We start from the raw sequence: 14,445 nt of genomic DNA, 5'->3' as shown, positions 1-14,445 counted from the left end.
TAATACTCATCGAAGGTCGTCTTGGCGGGCTCGGCTTGGCTACCTAAACTTCTTCAAGAACCAATAATAACGTTGCGTTATCAGGAGCCCTCCATGGCCAAAGTCTTAGTGGTCGACGATGAACCCAATATTGTCCTGTCTCTGGAGTTCTTGATGTCCCATGCCGGACTCGAAGTCGTGACTGCCGAGGATGGAGAAAGCGCACTTTTACGTCTGGAAGATGCCTCCCCCGACCTGCTGTTATTGGATATCAGCCTGCCCGGCATCAGCGGCTTCGAAGTGCTCGAGCAGCTGCGCCAGCGTGAACAGCAAGCAACGACCCAGCGGCTGCCAGTCATCATGCTGACCGCCCACGGCCGCGAGGTAGAGCGCGAGAAAGGCCTGGCGCTGGGAGCGGACGACTACGTGACCAAGCCCTTTTCCACTCAACAACTGGTGGAAAAGGTCAAATCCCTGCTGGGTGAGCGAACATCATGACCGGCAAAGGGTTACCCAAACGCCAGCGACTCATGGGCGTATGGCTGCTGTTGAGCGGGATCAGCCTCCTCGGCGGGGCTATTTTTGCCGCCTGGCTCGATGCCCAGTTGAACCTCTCGGGGGCTGGGCGCGCCGCGCTCTGGCTGGGCAGCTTCTCTGGCGGCATGACGATTTTTCTGGTCGGGCTGCTGCTCGAACGCATGCTGTTTACACCGCTGCGTCACCTTCAGGCCCAGCTGGCTCGCTGGGTGGCCAACCCGGATGCCCAGGACGAGAACACCCCCGAAGGTTGGCTGAAGGGCCTCGGCCCGGATTTGCGGCGCCTCAGCCAGAGCTGGCGCGCTGACCGGGGGCGGTTGGCCACCGCTCATGCAGAGGGTGCGCGTAGCGCCACCCGCATACGCCAGGAGCTGGAAACCCTTTTGCAAGTGTTGGAAACGCCGCTACTGCTCTGCGACCGCCATCGGCGAGTCATGCTGTTCAACCAGGCTGCCGAGGACTTCTTTGCCGGGCACACGGGGCTGGGGCTTGGTAAACGTCTCGACACGCTGCTGCCCACCGTTGGTCTGGAGCATGCCCTGACCCAGCTACCGGACGATGGCTCTCCCCGCGAACTGCTGGCCCCCTGCGAGCAGCGCTGGCTAAAAGTGGTGATTCGTCGCGTGCCGGGTAGCGAGAAAGAAACCCTGGTCACGTGCAGCGATGCCACCACGGCATGGAACAATGAGATGGGCGTGCGTGCCGACCTTGGCAGTCTATTGCCATCGCTACGCCAGCACTCTGCCAGTCTGGGCAGCGCAGCGGATGTGATTCGACAGCTGGGCACTCTGCCCCAGGACCCTGCATTAAGAGAACGCCTGGAGCAGGTCATTCATGAAGAGAGCCATGGCCTGAACCAGCAGGTCGCCAGAATGGCCACGCTCCTCGAAGACATGCAGTACCACGGCGAGCGCTTGCGGCCCATGTGGTCCAATGATTTCTGGCAATCCCTGGATGAACGCCTGGACCCTGCCCATCGGCTGATCACCCCTATTGGCATGCCTGCCTGGTTCAAGGGCGATGCTCCCGCTCTGATCGAGCTGTTCAACTCATTGGTACGCTATTTACATAGTCACTTGCCCAGCGGCGGCTTCGAGGGTGAGCTGAGCCATCATCAGAAACGCGTTTACGTCGACCTGATCTGGCAAGGCCCTCCCGTGCCCGAGAGCGAGCTGGTACGCTGGCGTGAAGAGCGACTGACGGCGCTGCCGCTAGGGCCATCGGTGGCCGACATCCTTCGCCAGCACGCCGCCGATATCTGGAGCGTTGCCGACAGCGACAAGCGCCACGCGCGTTTGCGCATGCCGCTACCCACCATAGAGCGTACCGACGCCCCCCGTGAACCCGCCCCGCCACGGCCCGAGTTTCATGACTTCGGCATTGCCCAGCTGCCTGCCCCGGATGATGCGCTGGCCAACCGACGCTTGCGCAACCTGGATATCGTCTCCTTCGATACGGAAACCACCGGACTGGAGCTGCGTCGAGGCGATACGGTGATCAGCCTGGGGGCGTGCCGTATCGTCAATGGCCGGCTGTTGGCCAGTGACGTTTTCAACCATTACGTCGACCCCCAACGTCCCATTCCGGCAGCCAGCACGGTCATCCACGGCATTACCGATGCCGATGTGGCGGGGGCTGCCACGCTGGACAGCGTGCTGACCTGGTTCAGCGCCTATGTGGACAATGCCGTCTTGCTGGCCCACAACGCCGCCTTCGACATGCTGGCCATCAGCGGCCACGGCGTGCGCTTTGACATGCCGGTGCTCGATACGCTGTTGATCTCCAGAGCACTGGACGAAGCGCTGGATGGTCACGACCTGGATACCCTTGCCAAGCGCTACGATCTGCACTTTCCCCCCGGCACGCGGCATACGGCGCTGGGCGATGCCCGCGTCACGGCGGAGCTATGGTTGGCGCTGCTGCCCCGGCTGGAAGCCAGAGGTATCGATACCCTGGAGGAGCTGCTAGCCCTGCAGGCCAATGCCTTCGACCGTGAGGATGCCAGCGCTTCATGAAAACCTCCCGCCCGCTCTCCCGACGTCAGGAAAGATTGATCGCCTTGATCATACTGGCCTTGCTGCTGTTTTGTCCGCCCGCCCTGCTGATCATGGACCGTTTGCCCTCTTCACTGGGTTGGCTGCCGCTCTACCTGTTCGTGGTCTGGGGCGCGCTGATCGGCATGACCGCCTGGCTGGTGGAAGCGCCCAAGCGGCGATGACCATGCGTACCGACCTGGTGGTGATTGGCGCTGCCTTCAGCTACTTGGCACTGCTGTTCATGGTGGCCGCCTGGGGAGACCGCCGCGCCGAACAGGGGCGCTCGCTGATTGGCTCGCCCACGGTGTATGCGCTCTCCATTGCGGTCTACTGTACCGCCTGGACCTTTTACGGCAGCGTGGGCCGGGCCGCGCAGTTTGGCCCTAGCTTCTTGCTCATCTATCTGGGGCCAACGCTGGCCATGCTGCTGGCGCCTTTCACGCTGCGCAAGATGGTGCGCATTGCGGCTCAGCAGCGGATCACCTCGATTGCCGACTTTATCAGTGCTCGTTATGGCAAGAGTTCTCTGCTGGGTGCTCTGGTGGCCCTTATGGCCTTGATTACCATCACGCCTTATATCGCGCTGCAGCTCAAGGCGATCACGGTCAGCCATGCAGTGCTGATGAATTACCCGTTGAGTGCCGACGCGACCCTGGCCACCGAGCGGTTCTGGAGTGATCGCTCGTTCTGGATCGCCATGGTACTGGCCGTGTTCATCATTCTGTTCGGCACTCGGCATCTGGATGCCAGCGAGCGCCATGAGGGCATGGTCGCGGCCATTGCGGTCGAATCGCTGGTCAAGCTGGTGGCGTTTCTAGCGGTAGGCATCTTCGTCACCTTCGTGCTGTTCGAGGGGCCTGCCGCCCTGTTCGCGCAGGCCGCGGCCATGCCGGAGCTGGCCAACGCCATGCGGCTGGAGAGTGTACCCGGCGGGGCCACCGGCTGGGTGGGCATGCTGCTGCTCGCGTTTCTGGCTTTTTTGACCCTGCCACGTCAGTTCCAGGTACTGGTCGTCGAGAACGTCGATGAGCAGCACCTGATTCGCGCCAGCTGGCTGTTTCCGCTCTACATGCTGCTGATCAACCTGTTCGTGATTCCCATTGCCCTGGCGGGGCTGCTGCTGGATGCCGGAGACCCGGACAGCTTCGTGCTGACGCTGCCTCTCTCCGCAGGTCTCGAGGGCCTGCCCTTGCTGGTGTTCATCGGTGGGCTGTCCGCGGCTACGGGGATGGTGATCGTGGAAACCATCGCGCTCTCTACCATGGTGAGCAACCAACTGGTCATGCCGCTGTTGCTCAAGGTCAAAGGGCTCTATATCGGCAGCCACGGCAAGCTGGCCGATTGGCTGCTGGGGATACGCCGAATCGCCATCGTCGTGATTCTGCTGATGGGGTATCTCTACCACGCACTGATTGGCGACACTTACAGCCTGGTCACCATTGGACTGGTCTCGTTTGCGGGCGTCGCTCAATTTGCCCCCGCGCTGCTGATTGGCCTTTACTGGCGCGGCGCCACCCACCAAGGGGCAGCCGCAGCTCTGATAGCAGGTTTTATTGTCTGGTTCTACACCCTGCTGCTGCCGGGCTTTGCTCAATCGGGATGGCTGGATAGCGCGCTGATCACCCAGGGCCCCTGGGGGCTAGCGTGGCTGTCGCCCTATGCCCTGCTGGGCCTGACCGGCTGGGATATTTATACCCACTCACTGTTCTGGAGCATGCTGTGCAATGTGGGACTGCTGGTGGGTGTGTCGCTGTTTACCCGGCCCACGCCGCTGGAGCAGACCCAGGCAGCGCTCTTCACCGGCGCCATGCATCCGGACCTGCACACGACCTCTCTGTGGCGGGGGGAAACCACAGAAGGCGCCCTACACGCCCTGCTCATCCGCTACCTGGGCAGTACGGCCACTGAGCGCGTGTTTACCCAACATGGGCCGCTGAATAAAACACAGCCTGCTTCCAGCGCGCTGATCACGCGGGCCGAGCAGGCGCTGGCAGGCTCGCTGGGCAGTGCCTCCGCCAGCGTGTTGATCAATTCGGTGCTGCGCGGTGAAGCGCTGGACGTCGCCTCGGTGCTGAGCATTCTGGATACCACGTCACAGACGCTGGAGTACAACCGGCGCCTTGAGCAGAAATCCCAGGAGCTGGCCCGGGTGGGCAAGGAACTGCGCAGTGCCAATGAGCGGCTGCGCGAGCTGGACCGGATGAAAGATGAGTTCGTGGCCATGGTCAGCCATGAGTTACGAACCCCCCTGACGTCGATTCGCTCGTTTGCCGAAATATTGCGCGACACTTCGGACATCAGCGATGACAAGCGCCATCAGTTCCTGACCATCATGGTGCAGGAAAGTGAGCGACTCTCCCGGCTGATTGAGGAAATACTCGATCTGGCGCGCCTGGAAAGTGGTCGTTTCACCATGTCACCCCAACCCGTCGATCTGGTGGTATTAGCCCGACAAAGCAGCGACGCACTGGCCCGCTTGCATCAAGAAGAAGCCCTGACCTTTGAATTGGTGGTGCAGCCCGAGACTGCCATGGTAGAAGCCGACCCCGACAGGCTGGAACAGGTGATCATCAATCTGCTGGAAAACGCGCGCAAGTTCGCGCACCACACCCATCCCGAGATAATGCTAAGCGTAGAAGCCTATGAAGATCATTTTCGCCTGAGCGTGGACGATAATGGGCCAGGCATTCCCGAAGAAGAAAGGGAGCATGTTTTCGAAAAGTTCTATCAGTTGCAGCGCAACGGACACTCCAGCCCACAGCGACCCAAAGGCAGTGGGCTGGGATTACCCATCAGCCGTGCCATCGTTCTGCATCTCGGGGGAAAATTGTGGGCAGAGGCCTCGCCCTTGGGTGGCACTCGGATGTCGATCGAGTTACCCGCCCTAACCTTCAAGTAACGCCTCTCTTTTTGTCAACGCAATGTGTTGTGATGTAACTAGTATGTTCCCGCAATTATACGGTATTCTTTGGATCCTTGTACGCCGTTATGTCTCTATGCTGGAGCTGTATCATGTTGAGCGGGTCAGAACTTATCGATATCGAGAGCGACCATTACACGATCGCTATCCAGCCCATCGTCAACGTGCAGCTGCAGCATGTCGCGGATGAGTTACTCTACCGGGGAAGCGCCAGCGCGGGGAGTGCCGTCATTATGGACGACGTTCAAGCGACGGCTCGCGCCTGTGCCGTCGCCATTTATGAAATCGGTCTCGATAAGCTCTGCGGCCAACGTCAGCTGTTTATAAACGCTTCCCATGACTGGCTGTTGAACCCCGATTTAGCTGGCCTTCCTGCGGATCAAATCGTCATCGAAATTCTGGAAGACACGCAGCCCAGCGAACCCTTGACCGACGCTCTCAGGCGGCTGAAAAAGCAGGGCTATCGACTGGCGCTGGATGACGTAGAGCCCCACTCAGCCAATCAAGGGCTGATGGCCTTTGCCGATATCGTCAAATTCGATATTTCGGTGGGCTTGCCCGTTGATATGATTTCGTCTCTCCACCGGCAGGGCTACACATTGCTGGCAGAGCGGGTCGAAACCCATGACGAATTCGAGCAGTGCAAAGCGCTCGGTTTTAGTCTTTTCCAGGGCTATTTCTATCAGCGTCCAAAAATTCAAACCACCAGAACCCGGCGACATAGCACCTCGCGCGCCAATCAGATGCAGCTACTGGCGCAGCTTTACAGCGACCGGGTTCGTTTGCCTGCACTGAGCACGCTGATTGCCCGCGACCCGTACTTGCTCAATGCGGTGTTGAAGCGAGCCAATTCCGCCGAAAAAGCCGCACAGCGTCCCGCCTACAAGCTGCTGGATTGTATTCACATTATTGGGTTGAAGGAGCTACGCACCCTGGTATCGATCGTCATGCTGGCAGGCAACAATCCGGCCAGCAAGGTCAACCTGATCAATGGGCTGACGCGCGCTTTTGGCTGTGAGGCCTTGGCGGAGCAGCGCGGACTGGACGCAGAAGAGGCCTTTATCGTCGGGCTGTTTTCGCGCATGCCGGTCATACTGGGGATTGAAATGGCTGACATGCTGCAGGAGCTGCCCCTGAGCCAGAGCATACACAAGGCGCTGGCAAGCTATGCCGGCGCACTGAGGCAACTGCTGGTGGATATAGCGGCCTGTGAGCAGGGCGCCGTCCTGACGAGCGTGCCCGCAGAGTTCATGCTGAAAGCGGCCGCTGAAGCGCGTGCCTTGATGGATTCACAGCTTAGTTAGGGGTACCGCTTTCACGACGGGGGTCCGGTTCGAACATCGCGTCCCCCACCTCATCGATGAAGCGCTGCGCCTTGCTGACCATCAGCGCATCGCAGGCATCACGCCCTGGCAGCATGTCAGAACGCTCGAAACGGTGCTCTTGAACGCTATCACCCGCAATGGCTTTACGAATCACACCGCTGACACGGTACTGGCCACTCTGGTCATCCGGCTGGGAAATGATCAGGTACTCTTTGTAGGCAACAGGCTCTGCCGCCTTGGTGCCCGAAGCGCCTCCACGCTCATCGCTTGACCCAAACAGGCCCGCAAGTAGTTTTTTAAACATGACCACTCCAGGAAAGAGTGACCAACCCACCGGGGCTGGCCACAAGGGAAGAGACTAGCTTTGCTGGCGACCTTTACCTGCCGCAATGCGCAGGCGCAGTGCGTTCAGCTTGATGAAGCCTTCGGCATCTTTCTGATTGTAGGCACCGGCATCGTCTTCGAAGGTGGCAATGGACTCGTCGAACAGCGACTGCTCGGATTTGCGGCCCACCACCGTGGCATTGCCCTTGTAGAGTTTCATGCGCACGACGCCTGAAACGTTTTTCTGCGTTTCGTCAATGGCCGCCTGCAGCATGCGACGCTCGGGGCTCCACCAGTAGCCGTTGTAGATCACTTCGGCGTACTTGGGCATCAGCTGATCTTTCAGGTGTGCTTCTTCACGGTCCAGCGTCAGCGACTCGATGGCGCGGTGGGCACGCAGCATGATCGTGCCTCCGGGAGTTTCGTAGCAGCCGCGAGACTTCATGCCCACATAGCGGTTTTCGACGATATCCAGACGACCGATACCGTTGTCGCCGCCCAGCTTGTTGAGCTTTTCGAGGATTTCATGGGGCTTCAACGGCTCGCCATCGATGGCCACGATATCGCCTTGCTCGAAGGTCAGCTCGACGTAGGTGGGCTGCTCAGGGGCGGCTTCCGGTGAAACGCTCCAGCGCCACATGTCTTCTTCGGCTTCGGCCCATGGGTCTTCCAGAATGCCGCCTTCGTAGGAGATGTGCAGCAGGTTGGCATCCATGGAGTACGGGGATTTCTTCTTCTTGTTGGAGAAATCCACCGGGATATTGTGCTCTTCGCAGTAGGCCATCAGCTTCTCGCGGGAAGTGAGGTCCCACTCGCGCCAGGGCGCGATGACCTTGACGCCCGGCTTGAGCGCATAGCCGCCCAGCTCGAAACGCACCTGGTCGTTGCCTTTGCCGGTCGCACCGTGGGAAATGGCGTCGGCGCCGGTTTCGTTGGCGATTTCGATCAACCGCTTGGCAATCAGCGGGCGAGCGATGGAAGTACCCAGCAGGTATTCGCCTTCATAAATGGTGTTGGCACGGAACATGGGGAAGACGTAATCGCGCACGAACTCTTCACGCAGGTCTTCGATATAGATTTCCTTGACACCCAGCGCCTGGGCCTTGGCACGCGCGGGCTCGACTTCCTCACCTTGACCGATGTCGGCAGTGAAGGTCACTACCTCGCAGTTGTAGGTCTCTTGCAACCACTTGACGATAACGGATGTGTCCAGGCCGCCTGAATATGCCAGCACAACCTTTTTGACATCGGACATTCTTTGCTCCTCTTGAATATGAACGCAGTTCACCAGAATCGGTAGCACGCTCGGGCGCTACCCATCACTCCTGGCACCCAGTATAGCGCTCTCGTTGCCCAGCGAATACCGTCAACGACGCCTTGGGCCCAAAGCTGCTAGAATCAGCACATTCGTGGCGACTCCCCATAACCGCCACTGTGTTCGATTACTCGCTTTACTAAGGAGAGCTGCATGAGCGAGGCAATTGCCCGCGATCTGATGGCCCAGCGTTTTCGCAGTTACCTGCCGGTGGTCATTGACCTGGAAACGGGGGGATTCAATGCCCAGACGGATGCCGTACTGGAAATTGCCGCTGTGACGCTCACCATGGACCCGGAAGGCAATCTACTGCCCGACGCCACCTATGCTTACCATATTCACCCCTTCGAGGGGGCCAATGTGGAGCAATCGGCTCTCGATTTCACGGGTATCAACCTGGATGACCCGCTGCGCCGCCAGGTCGCCTTGAGCGAGTCCGAGGCGTTGGGGGAAATCTTTCGCCCCATTCGCAAGTCCATCAAGGCGCATGGCTGCTCTCGCGCCATTCTGGTAGGCCACAACGCGGCGTTCGATCAAGGGTTTCTGAACGCAGCCGCCAATCGGTGTGGCGTCAAGCGCAACCCGTTTCATCCGTTCTCGAGTTTCGATACAGCGACCCTGGCGGGTTTCGTTTACGGCCAGACCGTGCTGGCACGCGCCTGTCGTGCGGCGGGCATCGAATTCGACAACAAATCGGCTCACTCCGCCCGTTATGATACCGAGCGCACCGCCGAACTATTCTGCGCCATGGTCAATCGCTACAAGGATCTGGGCGGCTGGCAGCTGGCGTTGAAAGAGCAAGCCATGGACGCAGGCGAGGAGTAGCTCCAGCAGCCTTGCCCTGCGTGTAATGCAGTGGCAACGGCTTTAGGCTAAACTCCGCAGCATTTACTGATACCCCGAAAACTCATTTAGCTAGCAACACGACACTCGCTCAGGAGACGAAACGTTCCATGGCCCTGCACAATGCCTTTTATGCCCAGTCCGGTGGCGTTACCGCCGTCATCAATGCCAGCGCCTGCGGCGTGATCGAAGCGTGTCGGCAAGCCCCCGATCAGATCGGCAAGGTGTATGCCGGCCATAACGGCATCATCGGCGCCCTGACTGAAGACCTGATCGACGTCAGCCAGGAGAGCGACGACGCCATTGCTGCCCTGCGCCACACCCCGGGCGGTGCTTTTGGCTCATGTCGCTACAAGCTCAAGGATATCGATACTCATCGCACCCAGTACGAGCGCTTGATCGAGGTCTTCAAAGCCCACGATATTCGCTACTTCTTCTACAACGGCGGAGGTGATAGCGCCGACACGTGTCTCAAGGTGTCTCAGCTATCGGAAAAAATGGGCTATCCACTGACCGCCATTCACGTACCGAAAACCGTCGACAACGATCTGCCCATCACCGACAACAGCCCCGGATTTGGTAGCGTGGCCAAGTACATTGCCACTTCTACTCGCGAAGCGTCTCTGGACATCGCCTCGATGTGTGCCACGTCTACCAAGGTATTCGTGCTTGAGGTCATGGGGCGTCATGCAGGCTGGATTGCAGCAGCGGGTGGTCTGGCAGGGGAAGGCGAAGGTGAACCGCCTCACCTGATCATCTTCCCCGAGGTGGCATTCAACCGCAAAGCGGTCATGGCCAGGGTCGATGAGAGCGTCAAGAAGTACGGCTACTGCGTCATCGTGGTATCTGAAGGGGCACGCTACGAAGACGGCACCTTCCTGGCCGATGCAGGCAACACCGACGCCTTTGGCCACCGCCAGCTGGGCGGTGTAGCGCCCACTCTGGCGGGCATGATCAAGCAGGACCTGGGTTACAAGTACCATTGGGCCGTGGCTGACTATCTGCAGCGGGCGGCGCGCCACCTGGCTTCCAAAACCGATGTGGAGCAGGCCTATGCCGTGGGCCGCGAAGCCGTGACGCTGGCGCTGGCAGGCAAGAACTCCATGATGCCGGCGATTCGTCGCATCTCTCAGACCCCGTACCAATGGGACGTGATCTCTGCTCCCTTGGCACAAATCGCTAACCAGGAAAAGTTCATGCCACGTGACTTCATCAGCGAAAGTGGCTTCGACATCACTCAGCAGTGCCGCGATTACCTGTCCCCGCTGATTCAAGGCGAAGACTTCCCGCCCTTCGAAAATGGCCTGCCCAAAGTCGCCAAGCTGAAGCTGGCGAAAGTGGCGCAGAAACTGCCCACGTTCACGCTGTAATACGACCTGAACGGCCCGCAGTCGCGCTAGAAGGGATGGCCCAGGCCATCCCTTCTGCGTTTTGATCTAGCGCAACAGCCAGGAGAGCACCAACAGCAGCAGAAGAATGCCCGCTACCCCCTGCCAGAACCGCCGAGCTTCTGGGCGCGACTCTTCGCGTACCGGCAAACGCCCCAAGGGCACACGCAGTGCGTAGAGAAACTCCGACATGCGACGAAAACGCAGCGCTCGCTGGGGGTCCAGGGCTCGACGCAGCGCCTCATCCAGCTCCGGGGTAATCTCAGGATTGGTGGTACGCGCGCTGCGATAGGCCAGCTCTTCAAGATCGGTATGGCTGCGCAGGCGGTTAGGTGTCAACAGGTACGGCAGCTCACCGGTCAGTAACCAGTAAACGGTCGAAGCCAGCGAATACTGGTCGCTGCGGCGGCCTATGGTGTCGCCCAGCGCATACTCAGGCGCCGTATGCTCGCAAAGCCCCACCTGTCGCAGCAGGTCGCCGGATTGGCGATGGCCATCCACCTCGCGCATGTGGCAGGCGCTGAAGTCGGTCAGCACGACTTTACCGTGCTGGTCGATCAGTACATTATCCGGGTTGATTTGCTGATGAATGATATCTCGGTGGTGCAGTGCCTGTACCGCCTTGCCCAGCTGGTTGGCAATGTCCAGACGCTGGTTCAAGCTGGCTTGAGGGTGGCGCTGCGCCCACTCACGCAACGTCTCGCCCTCCACGTTCTGCATGAGATAGTAGAGATAGCGGCGTGGACGCGACAGCTCCATGACCTTGACCACAAAGGGGGAGTTGACTCGCTCGACTACCCACTGCTGCAGCAGGAAGTGCTCCAGGTAGGCGTTGCGCAGCGAAAGCTCCGGGCTTGGCGCTTTCATGACCATGATACGGTCGCTGTGCACGTCGCGCACGCGGTAGACCCTGGACTGGGCGTTTCGCGACAGCACCGCCTGTATTTCGAGGCCATCCAGCCGCTCGCCTACCGCCAGTTCCGGAGGAATGGGCAGGTCTCCATACAGCATACTGGGGGTATCGCTGGGCTCTTCCGGCAGCTCATCGACCCGCAGTATCTGGAAGCAGAACTGCTCACCCCCATAACCTCGCTCCTGGGCGCGCTGCTTGGCCTCGCTGGCCAGGCGCTCACAGGCCGCATCGAGATCGCTGGCATCTTCACGAATCAAGCGCACATAGTCAGACGGCATGAGCGTGCCGCGCACGGCCTGGGTGGTGAAGACGAAAAAATCTCCCTGCTTGAGCGGCAGATGGGTGTAATCGATGTCCAGGCTGCCATCCATGCCCAATGCCCGAGAAGGATAGCGGTACCCCCCCACGTCGGTTACATGGTCACGAGTCAACTGTTCGAACTCGGCCCCACGCAGACGAAAGACCAGCGTGTCCCCCATATGAAACAGGTGCCCTTCGCGGCCAAGCAATACCAGGGCAGACATGGAGGACACAAAACCGCCTTCCTTGACGTGCTGACTCTGGCTATAACACCAGCTGTTGAGCGCCCTCAAGACACGGGTGGCAGAGGTCTTGGTATCCCAGTGCTCGGGGGTGGAGTAATAGTCGGACAAAAAGCCACGCACGCTTAGATCACCTGCCTGCTTGGCCATGGTATTGCGCGACAGCGAGTCGCTGATGACGGCACAGCCACCTTTCGATTTCAATACGGGCGCATCCGGCAGGCGCACCGACATGGAGCTGCGATGCTGGCGGCGCTGCGGGGCAACGAAAGCCTGACCATAACTGATTAGCAACTGGGCGTGCGCCAACTCATCCTCCTGGACATAAAGGTCCTTGCCACGATCACACGGCGACATGATACACGCTGCGACGCCGAAACGATGCCCACCAAACGTCGCGTCGGCCATCAAAGAGCACTCCGCCCCCTGTCTTCATCAACGTCAAACACCTATGTCGCATTGGTAATCTGGCAGTCATGTTCGTATAATTCTGCCCTATTAATGCAATGCATCAATTGTTTGACATCTGCCTCAATCGCAATAGATAAGCCAAGCCAAGGAACTCAAGATGAACTTCGATAACATCCCCGCTGGAAAGGATCTGCCCAACGATATCTATGTGGCGATCGAAATTCCTGCCAACCACGCGCCGATCAAATACGAAATCGACAAGGATATGGGTGCGCTGTTGGTTGACCGTTTCATGGCCACCCCCATGTTTTACCCGGCCAACTACGGCTTCATCCCTCACACCCTGGCAGATGACGGCGACCCCCTCGACGCACTCGTGGTGACCCCCTACCCGGTCGCTCCCGGCAGTGTCATTCGCGCCCGCCCGGTAGGCATCCTGAACATGACTGACGAAGCAGGCGAAGACGCCAAGCTGGTATGCGTACCTCATGCCAAGCTGTCTGCCCTCTATGATGACGTCAAGGAAGTCACCGACCTGCCAGAACTGCTGCGCCAGCAGATTGCCCACTTCTTCGAGAATTACAAGGACCTGGAGAAAGGCAAATGGGTCAAGGTAGAGTCATGGGAAGGGGTTGAAGCCGCTCGCAAGGCCATCGAAAAATCGGTGGCGGCTTACAAGAAGTCCTGAGTCGACGTTCAAGTGGCAAACGTTCTGCCATGATTCGTCCAAGGCCGCCTTCGGGCGGCCTTTTGCATACTGGGTTAAGCGAACATGAAGTAGCGCGTCACGTCACCGCAGCCGCTACGCCTGGGCGAACGGTTACGGTATTCTGCGTGCTATTGTTGCCTCGACACCGCTGCGTAAGGAAACCTCGTGTTACTGCTCAAACGCTTCTCTCTTTTTTGCCTACTGGCCTGCTTGCCATTGCTGGCGCAAGGCCAATGGTTTTCGTCCAGTAATCAAAGCGATTTTCTGCCTGTCATGGAGGCGTTCCAACCCAGCGCCTGGCATGACGAAGAAACGCTGTATATCGGCATCGACATTGCCGATGAGTACTATCTTTATCGGCACCAGCTCGCGGTTGCCAGCCTACAGGATGATCTCCGCCTGGAAGACCCGCTCATCGCCGAAGGCACGTTCACCAACGATGAGTTCATGGGCGACGTCTATATCTTTCGCGACAGTCTGGTGTTCGAAGTACCCTTTTCCGCGCCCCATTCTGGCCCGGCCCATATCGAGCTGACGTTTCAAGGGTGTGCCGATGCCGGACTTTGCTACCCGCCAGAGCGGGTAACGCTGGAAGCTCCGCAAGCGTCACCCCCCAGCCAGTTCGCCCAATGGAGTGAACACCAGGGGACGGATGCTCCAGCCAATACTGCATCAACAAGCGACGCGCAGTCCTCTATCGCCCAACCCTCAGCCTTTACTGCCCCGCAAAGCGAGGACAGCCGTTTTCGCCACCTGATGAGCGAGGCCAGCCTGCCCTTGATGCTAGGGCTATTCTTTGTGGCGGGTATCGGCTTGACCTTTACGCCCTGCGTGCTGCCCATGATTCCCATTCTCTCCTCCATCGTGGTAGGGCAAAACCCGACCAGACCCCGTGCTTTCGTGCTGTCAGCCAGCTACGTGCTGGGCATGGCCAGCACCTATGCGCTGGTGGGCGTGCTGATGGGGCTGTTTGGCGCAGGCTTGAACCTGCAGGCACATCTTCAGTCAGCGCCGGTGCTCATCACCTTTGCACTGCTGTTCACCCTCTTTGCGCTGGCCATGTTCGGCGCCTTCGATCTACGCGTTTCTCCCCGAGTGGCCAACACCGTCGACGCCTGGCAGGCGCGAGCCCAGCGCAGCGGCCCGGCAGGCCTGGCCCTGGCGGGAGCGCTCTCGGTGCTAGTGGTTTCACCGTGCGTCACG

At 59.4% G+C, this 14,445-nt stretch carries 12 protein-coding genes; 9 read left to right on the top strand and 3 right to left on the bottom strand.

Translation table 11 applies throughout. The annotated features are described in order from the left end of the window. Positions 1-93 precede the first annotated feature (93 nt). The 5 genes from B7L71_RS08495 to B7L71_RS08480 all read left to right on the top strand — a co-directional run bounded on the left by B7L71_RS08495 (position 94) and on the right by B7L71_RS08480 (position 6,776). Positions 94-477: a response regulator transcription factor gene (locus B7L71_RS08495; protein WP_081137290.1), complete on the top strand. Its 384-nt coding sequence runs from the start codon at positions 94-96 to the stop codon at positions 475-477. Further along, complete coding sequence (locus tag B7L71_RS08490) at positions 474-2,531, top strand: 3'-5' exonuclease (RefSeq protein ID WP_081137288.1); 2,058 nt, start codon at positions 474-476, stop codon at positions 2,529-2,531. The genes B7L71_RS08495 and B7L71_RS08490 overlap by 4 nt, the downstream gene beginning before the upstream one ends. Next, positions 2,528-2,734, top strand: coding sequence for a hypothetical protein (locus B7L71_RS17065; protein ID WP_139790070.1), 207 nt, complete (start codon positions 2,528-2,530; stop codon positions 2,732-2,734). The genes B7L71_RS08490 and B7L71_RS17065 overlap by 4 nt, the downstream gene beginning before the upstream one ends. Positions 2,735-2,736: 2 nt before the next feature. Then, complete coding sequence (locus B7L71_RS08485; RefSeq protein ID WP_081137320.1) at positions 2,737-5,451, top strand: sensor histidine kinase; 2,715 nt, start codon at positions 2,737-2,739, stop codon at positions 5,449-5,451. A 113-nt stretch (positions 5,452-5,564) separates the two neighbouring features. Further along, positions 5,565-6,776 carry an EAL and HDOD domain-containing protein gene (locus B7L71_RS08480; RefSeq protein WP_081137286.1) on the top strand — a complete coding sequence of 404 codons (1,212 nt, stop codon included), beginning with the start codon at positions 5,565-5,567 and terminating at the stop codon, positions 6,774-6,776. On the opposite strand, the gene B7L71_RS08475 is transcribed toward B7L71_RS08480, so the two are convergent. Further along, on the bottom strand, positions 6,769-7,101 hold the full coding sequence (locus B7L71_RS08475; RefSeq protein WP_016913726.1) for an HlyU family transcriptional regulator: 333 nt from the start codon (positions 7,099-7,101) through the stop codon (positions 6,769-6,771). The two genes, B7L71_RS08480 and B7L71_RS08475, sit on opposite strands and share 8 nt — an antisense overlap. A 54-nt stretch (positions 7,102-7,155) precedes the next feature. After that, a complete protein-coding gene (locus tag B7L71_RS08470; protein WP_016913725.1) occupies positions 7,156-8,376 on the bottom strand; it encodes an argininosuccinate synthase in 1,221 nt (406 codons plus the stop codon). A 213-nt stretch (positions 8,377-8,589) separates the two neighbouring features. On the opposite strand from B7L71_RS08470, the gene rnt reads away from it, so the two are divergent. After that, positions 8,590-9,261, top strand: coding sequence for a ribonuclease T (rnt, locus tag B7L71_RS08465; protein WP_081137284.1), 672 nt, complete (start codon positions 8,590-8,592; stop codon positions 9,259-9,261). A 128-nt stretch (positions 9,262-9,389) separates the two neighbouring features. Next, entirely contained in the window at positions 9,390-10,649 is a 1,260-nt protein-coding gene (locus B7L71_RS08460; protein WP_081137282.1) for a 6-phosphofructokinase, read from the top strand. Between the two features lie 66 nt (positions 10,650-10,715). On the opposite strand, the gene B7L71_RS08455 is transcribed toward B7L71_RS08460, so the two are convergent. Continuing rightward, positions 10,716-12,431 carry a bifunctional protein-serine/threonine kinase/phosphatase gene (locus tag B7L71_RS08455; RefSeq protein ID WP_081137319.1) on the bottom strand — a complete coding sequence of 572 codons (1,716 nt, stop codon included), beginning with the start codon at positions 12,429-12,431 and terminating at the stop codon, positions 10,716-10,718. Between the two features lie 259 nt (positions 12,432-12,690). Here B7L71_RS08455 and ppa point away from each other — a divergent pair, with 259 nt between their 5' ends. Next, complete coding sequence (ppa, locus tag B7L71_RS08450; RefSeq protein ID WP_016913721.1) at positions 12,691-13,221, top strand: inorganic diphosphatase; 531 nt, start codon at positions 12,691-12,693, stop codon at positions 13,219-13,221. Between the two features lie 186 nt (positions 13,222-13,407). Further along, a partial coding sequence (locus B7L71_RS08445; RefSeq protein WP_170919464.1) for a cytochrome c biogenesis protein CcdA occupies positions 13,408-14,445 on the top strand: 1,038 nt, incomplete at its 3' end.

This window comes from Halomonas sp. BC2 (genome assembly GCF_002078115.1).
Classification (GTDB): Bacteria; Pseudomonadota; Gammaproteobacteria; order Pseudomonadales; family Halomonadaceae; genus Vreelandella; species Vreelandella stevensii.
The sequence above is the reverse complement of the archived record's forward strand: the minus strand, read 5'-3'. Positions and strand labels throughout refer to the sequence as shown.

Bases quoted from the DNA above. Each gene is read 5' to 3' on its own strand.
- B7L71_RS08490 (WP_081137288.1), top strand. From the start codon at position 474: ATGACCGGCAAAGGGTTACCCAAACGCCAGCGACTCATGGGCGTATGG.
- B7L71_RS17065 (WP_139790070.1), top strand. From the start codon at position 2,528: ATGAAAACCTCCCGCCCGCTCTCCCGACGTCAGGAAAGATTGATCGCC.
- ppa (WP_016913721.1), top strand. From the start codon at position 12,691: ATGAACTTCGATAACATCCCCGCTGGAAAGGATCTGCCCAACGATATC.
- B7L71_RS08475 (WP_016913726.1), bottom strand. From the start codon at position 7,101: ATGTTTAAAAAACTACTTGCGGGCCTGTTTGGGTCAAGCGATGAGCGT.
- rnt (WP_081137284.1), top strand. From the start codon at position 8,590: ATGAGCGAGGCAATTGCCCGCGATCTGATGGCCCAGCGTTTTCGCAGT.
- B7L71_RS08495 (WP_081137290.1), top strand. From the start codon at position 94: ATGGCCAAAGTCTTAGTGGTCGACGATGAACCCAATATTGTCCTGTCT.
- B7L71_RS08470 (WP_016913725.1), bottom strand. From the start codon at position 8,376: ATGTCCGATGTCAAAAAGGTTGTGCTGGCATATTCAGGCGGCCTGGAC.
- B7L71_RS08485 (WP_081137320.1), top strand. From the start codon at position 2,737: ATGCGTACCGACCTGGTGGTGATTGGCGCTGCCTTCAGCTACTTGGCA.
- B7L71_RS08480 (WP_081137286.1), top strand. From the start codon at position 5,565: ATGTTGAGCGGGTCAGAACTTATCGATATCGAGAGCGACCATTACACG.
- B7L71_RS08460 (WP_081137282.1), top strand. From the start codon at position 9,390: ATGGCCCTGCACAATGCCTTTTATGCCCAGTCCGGTGGCGTTACCGCC.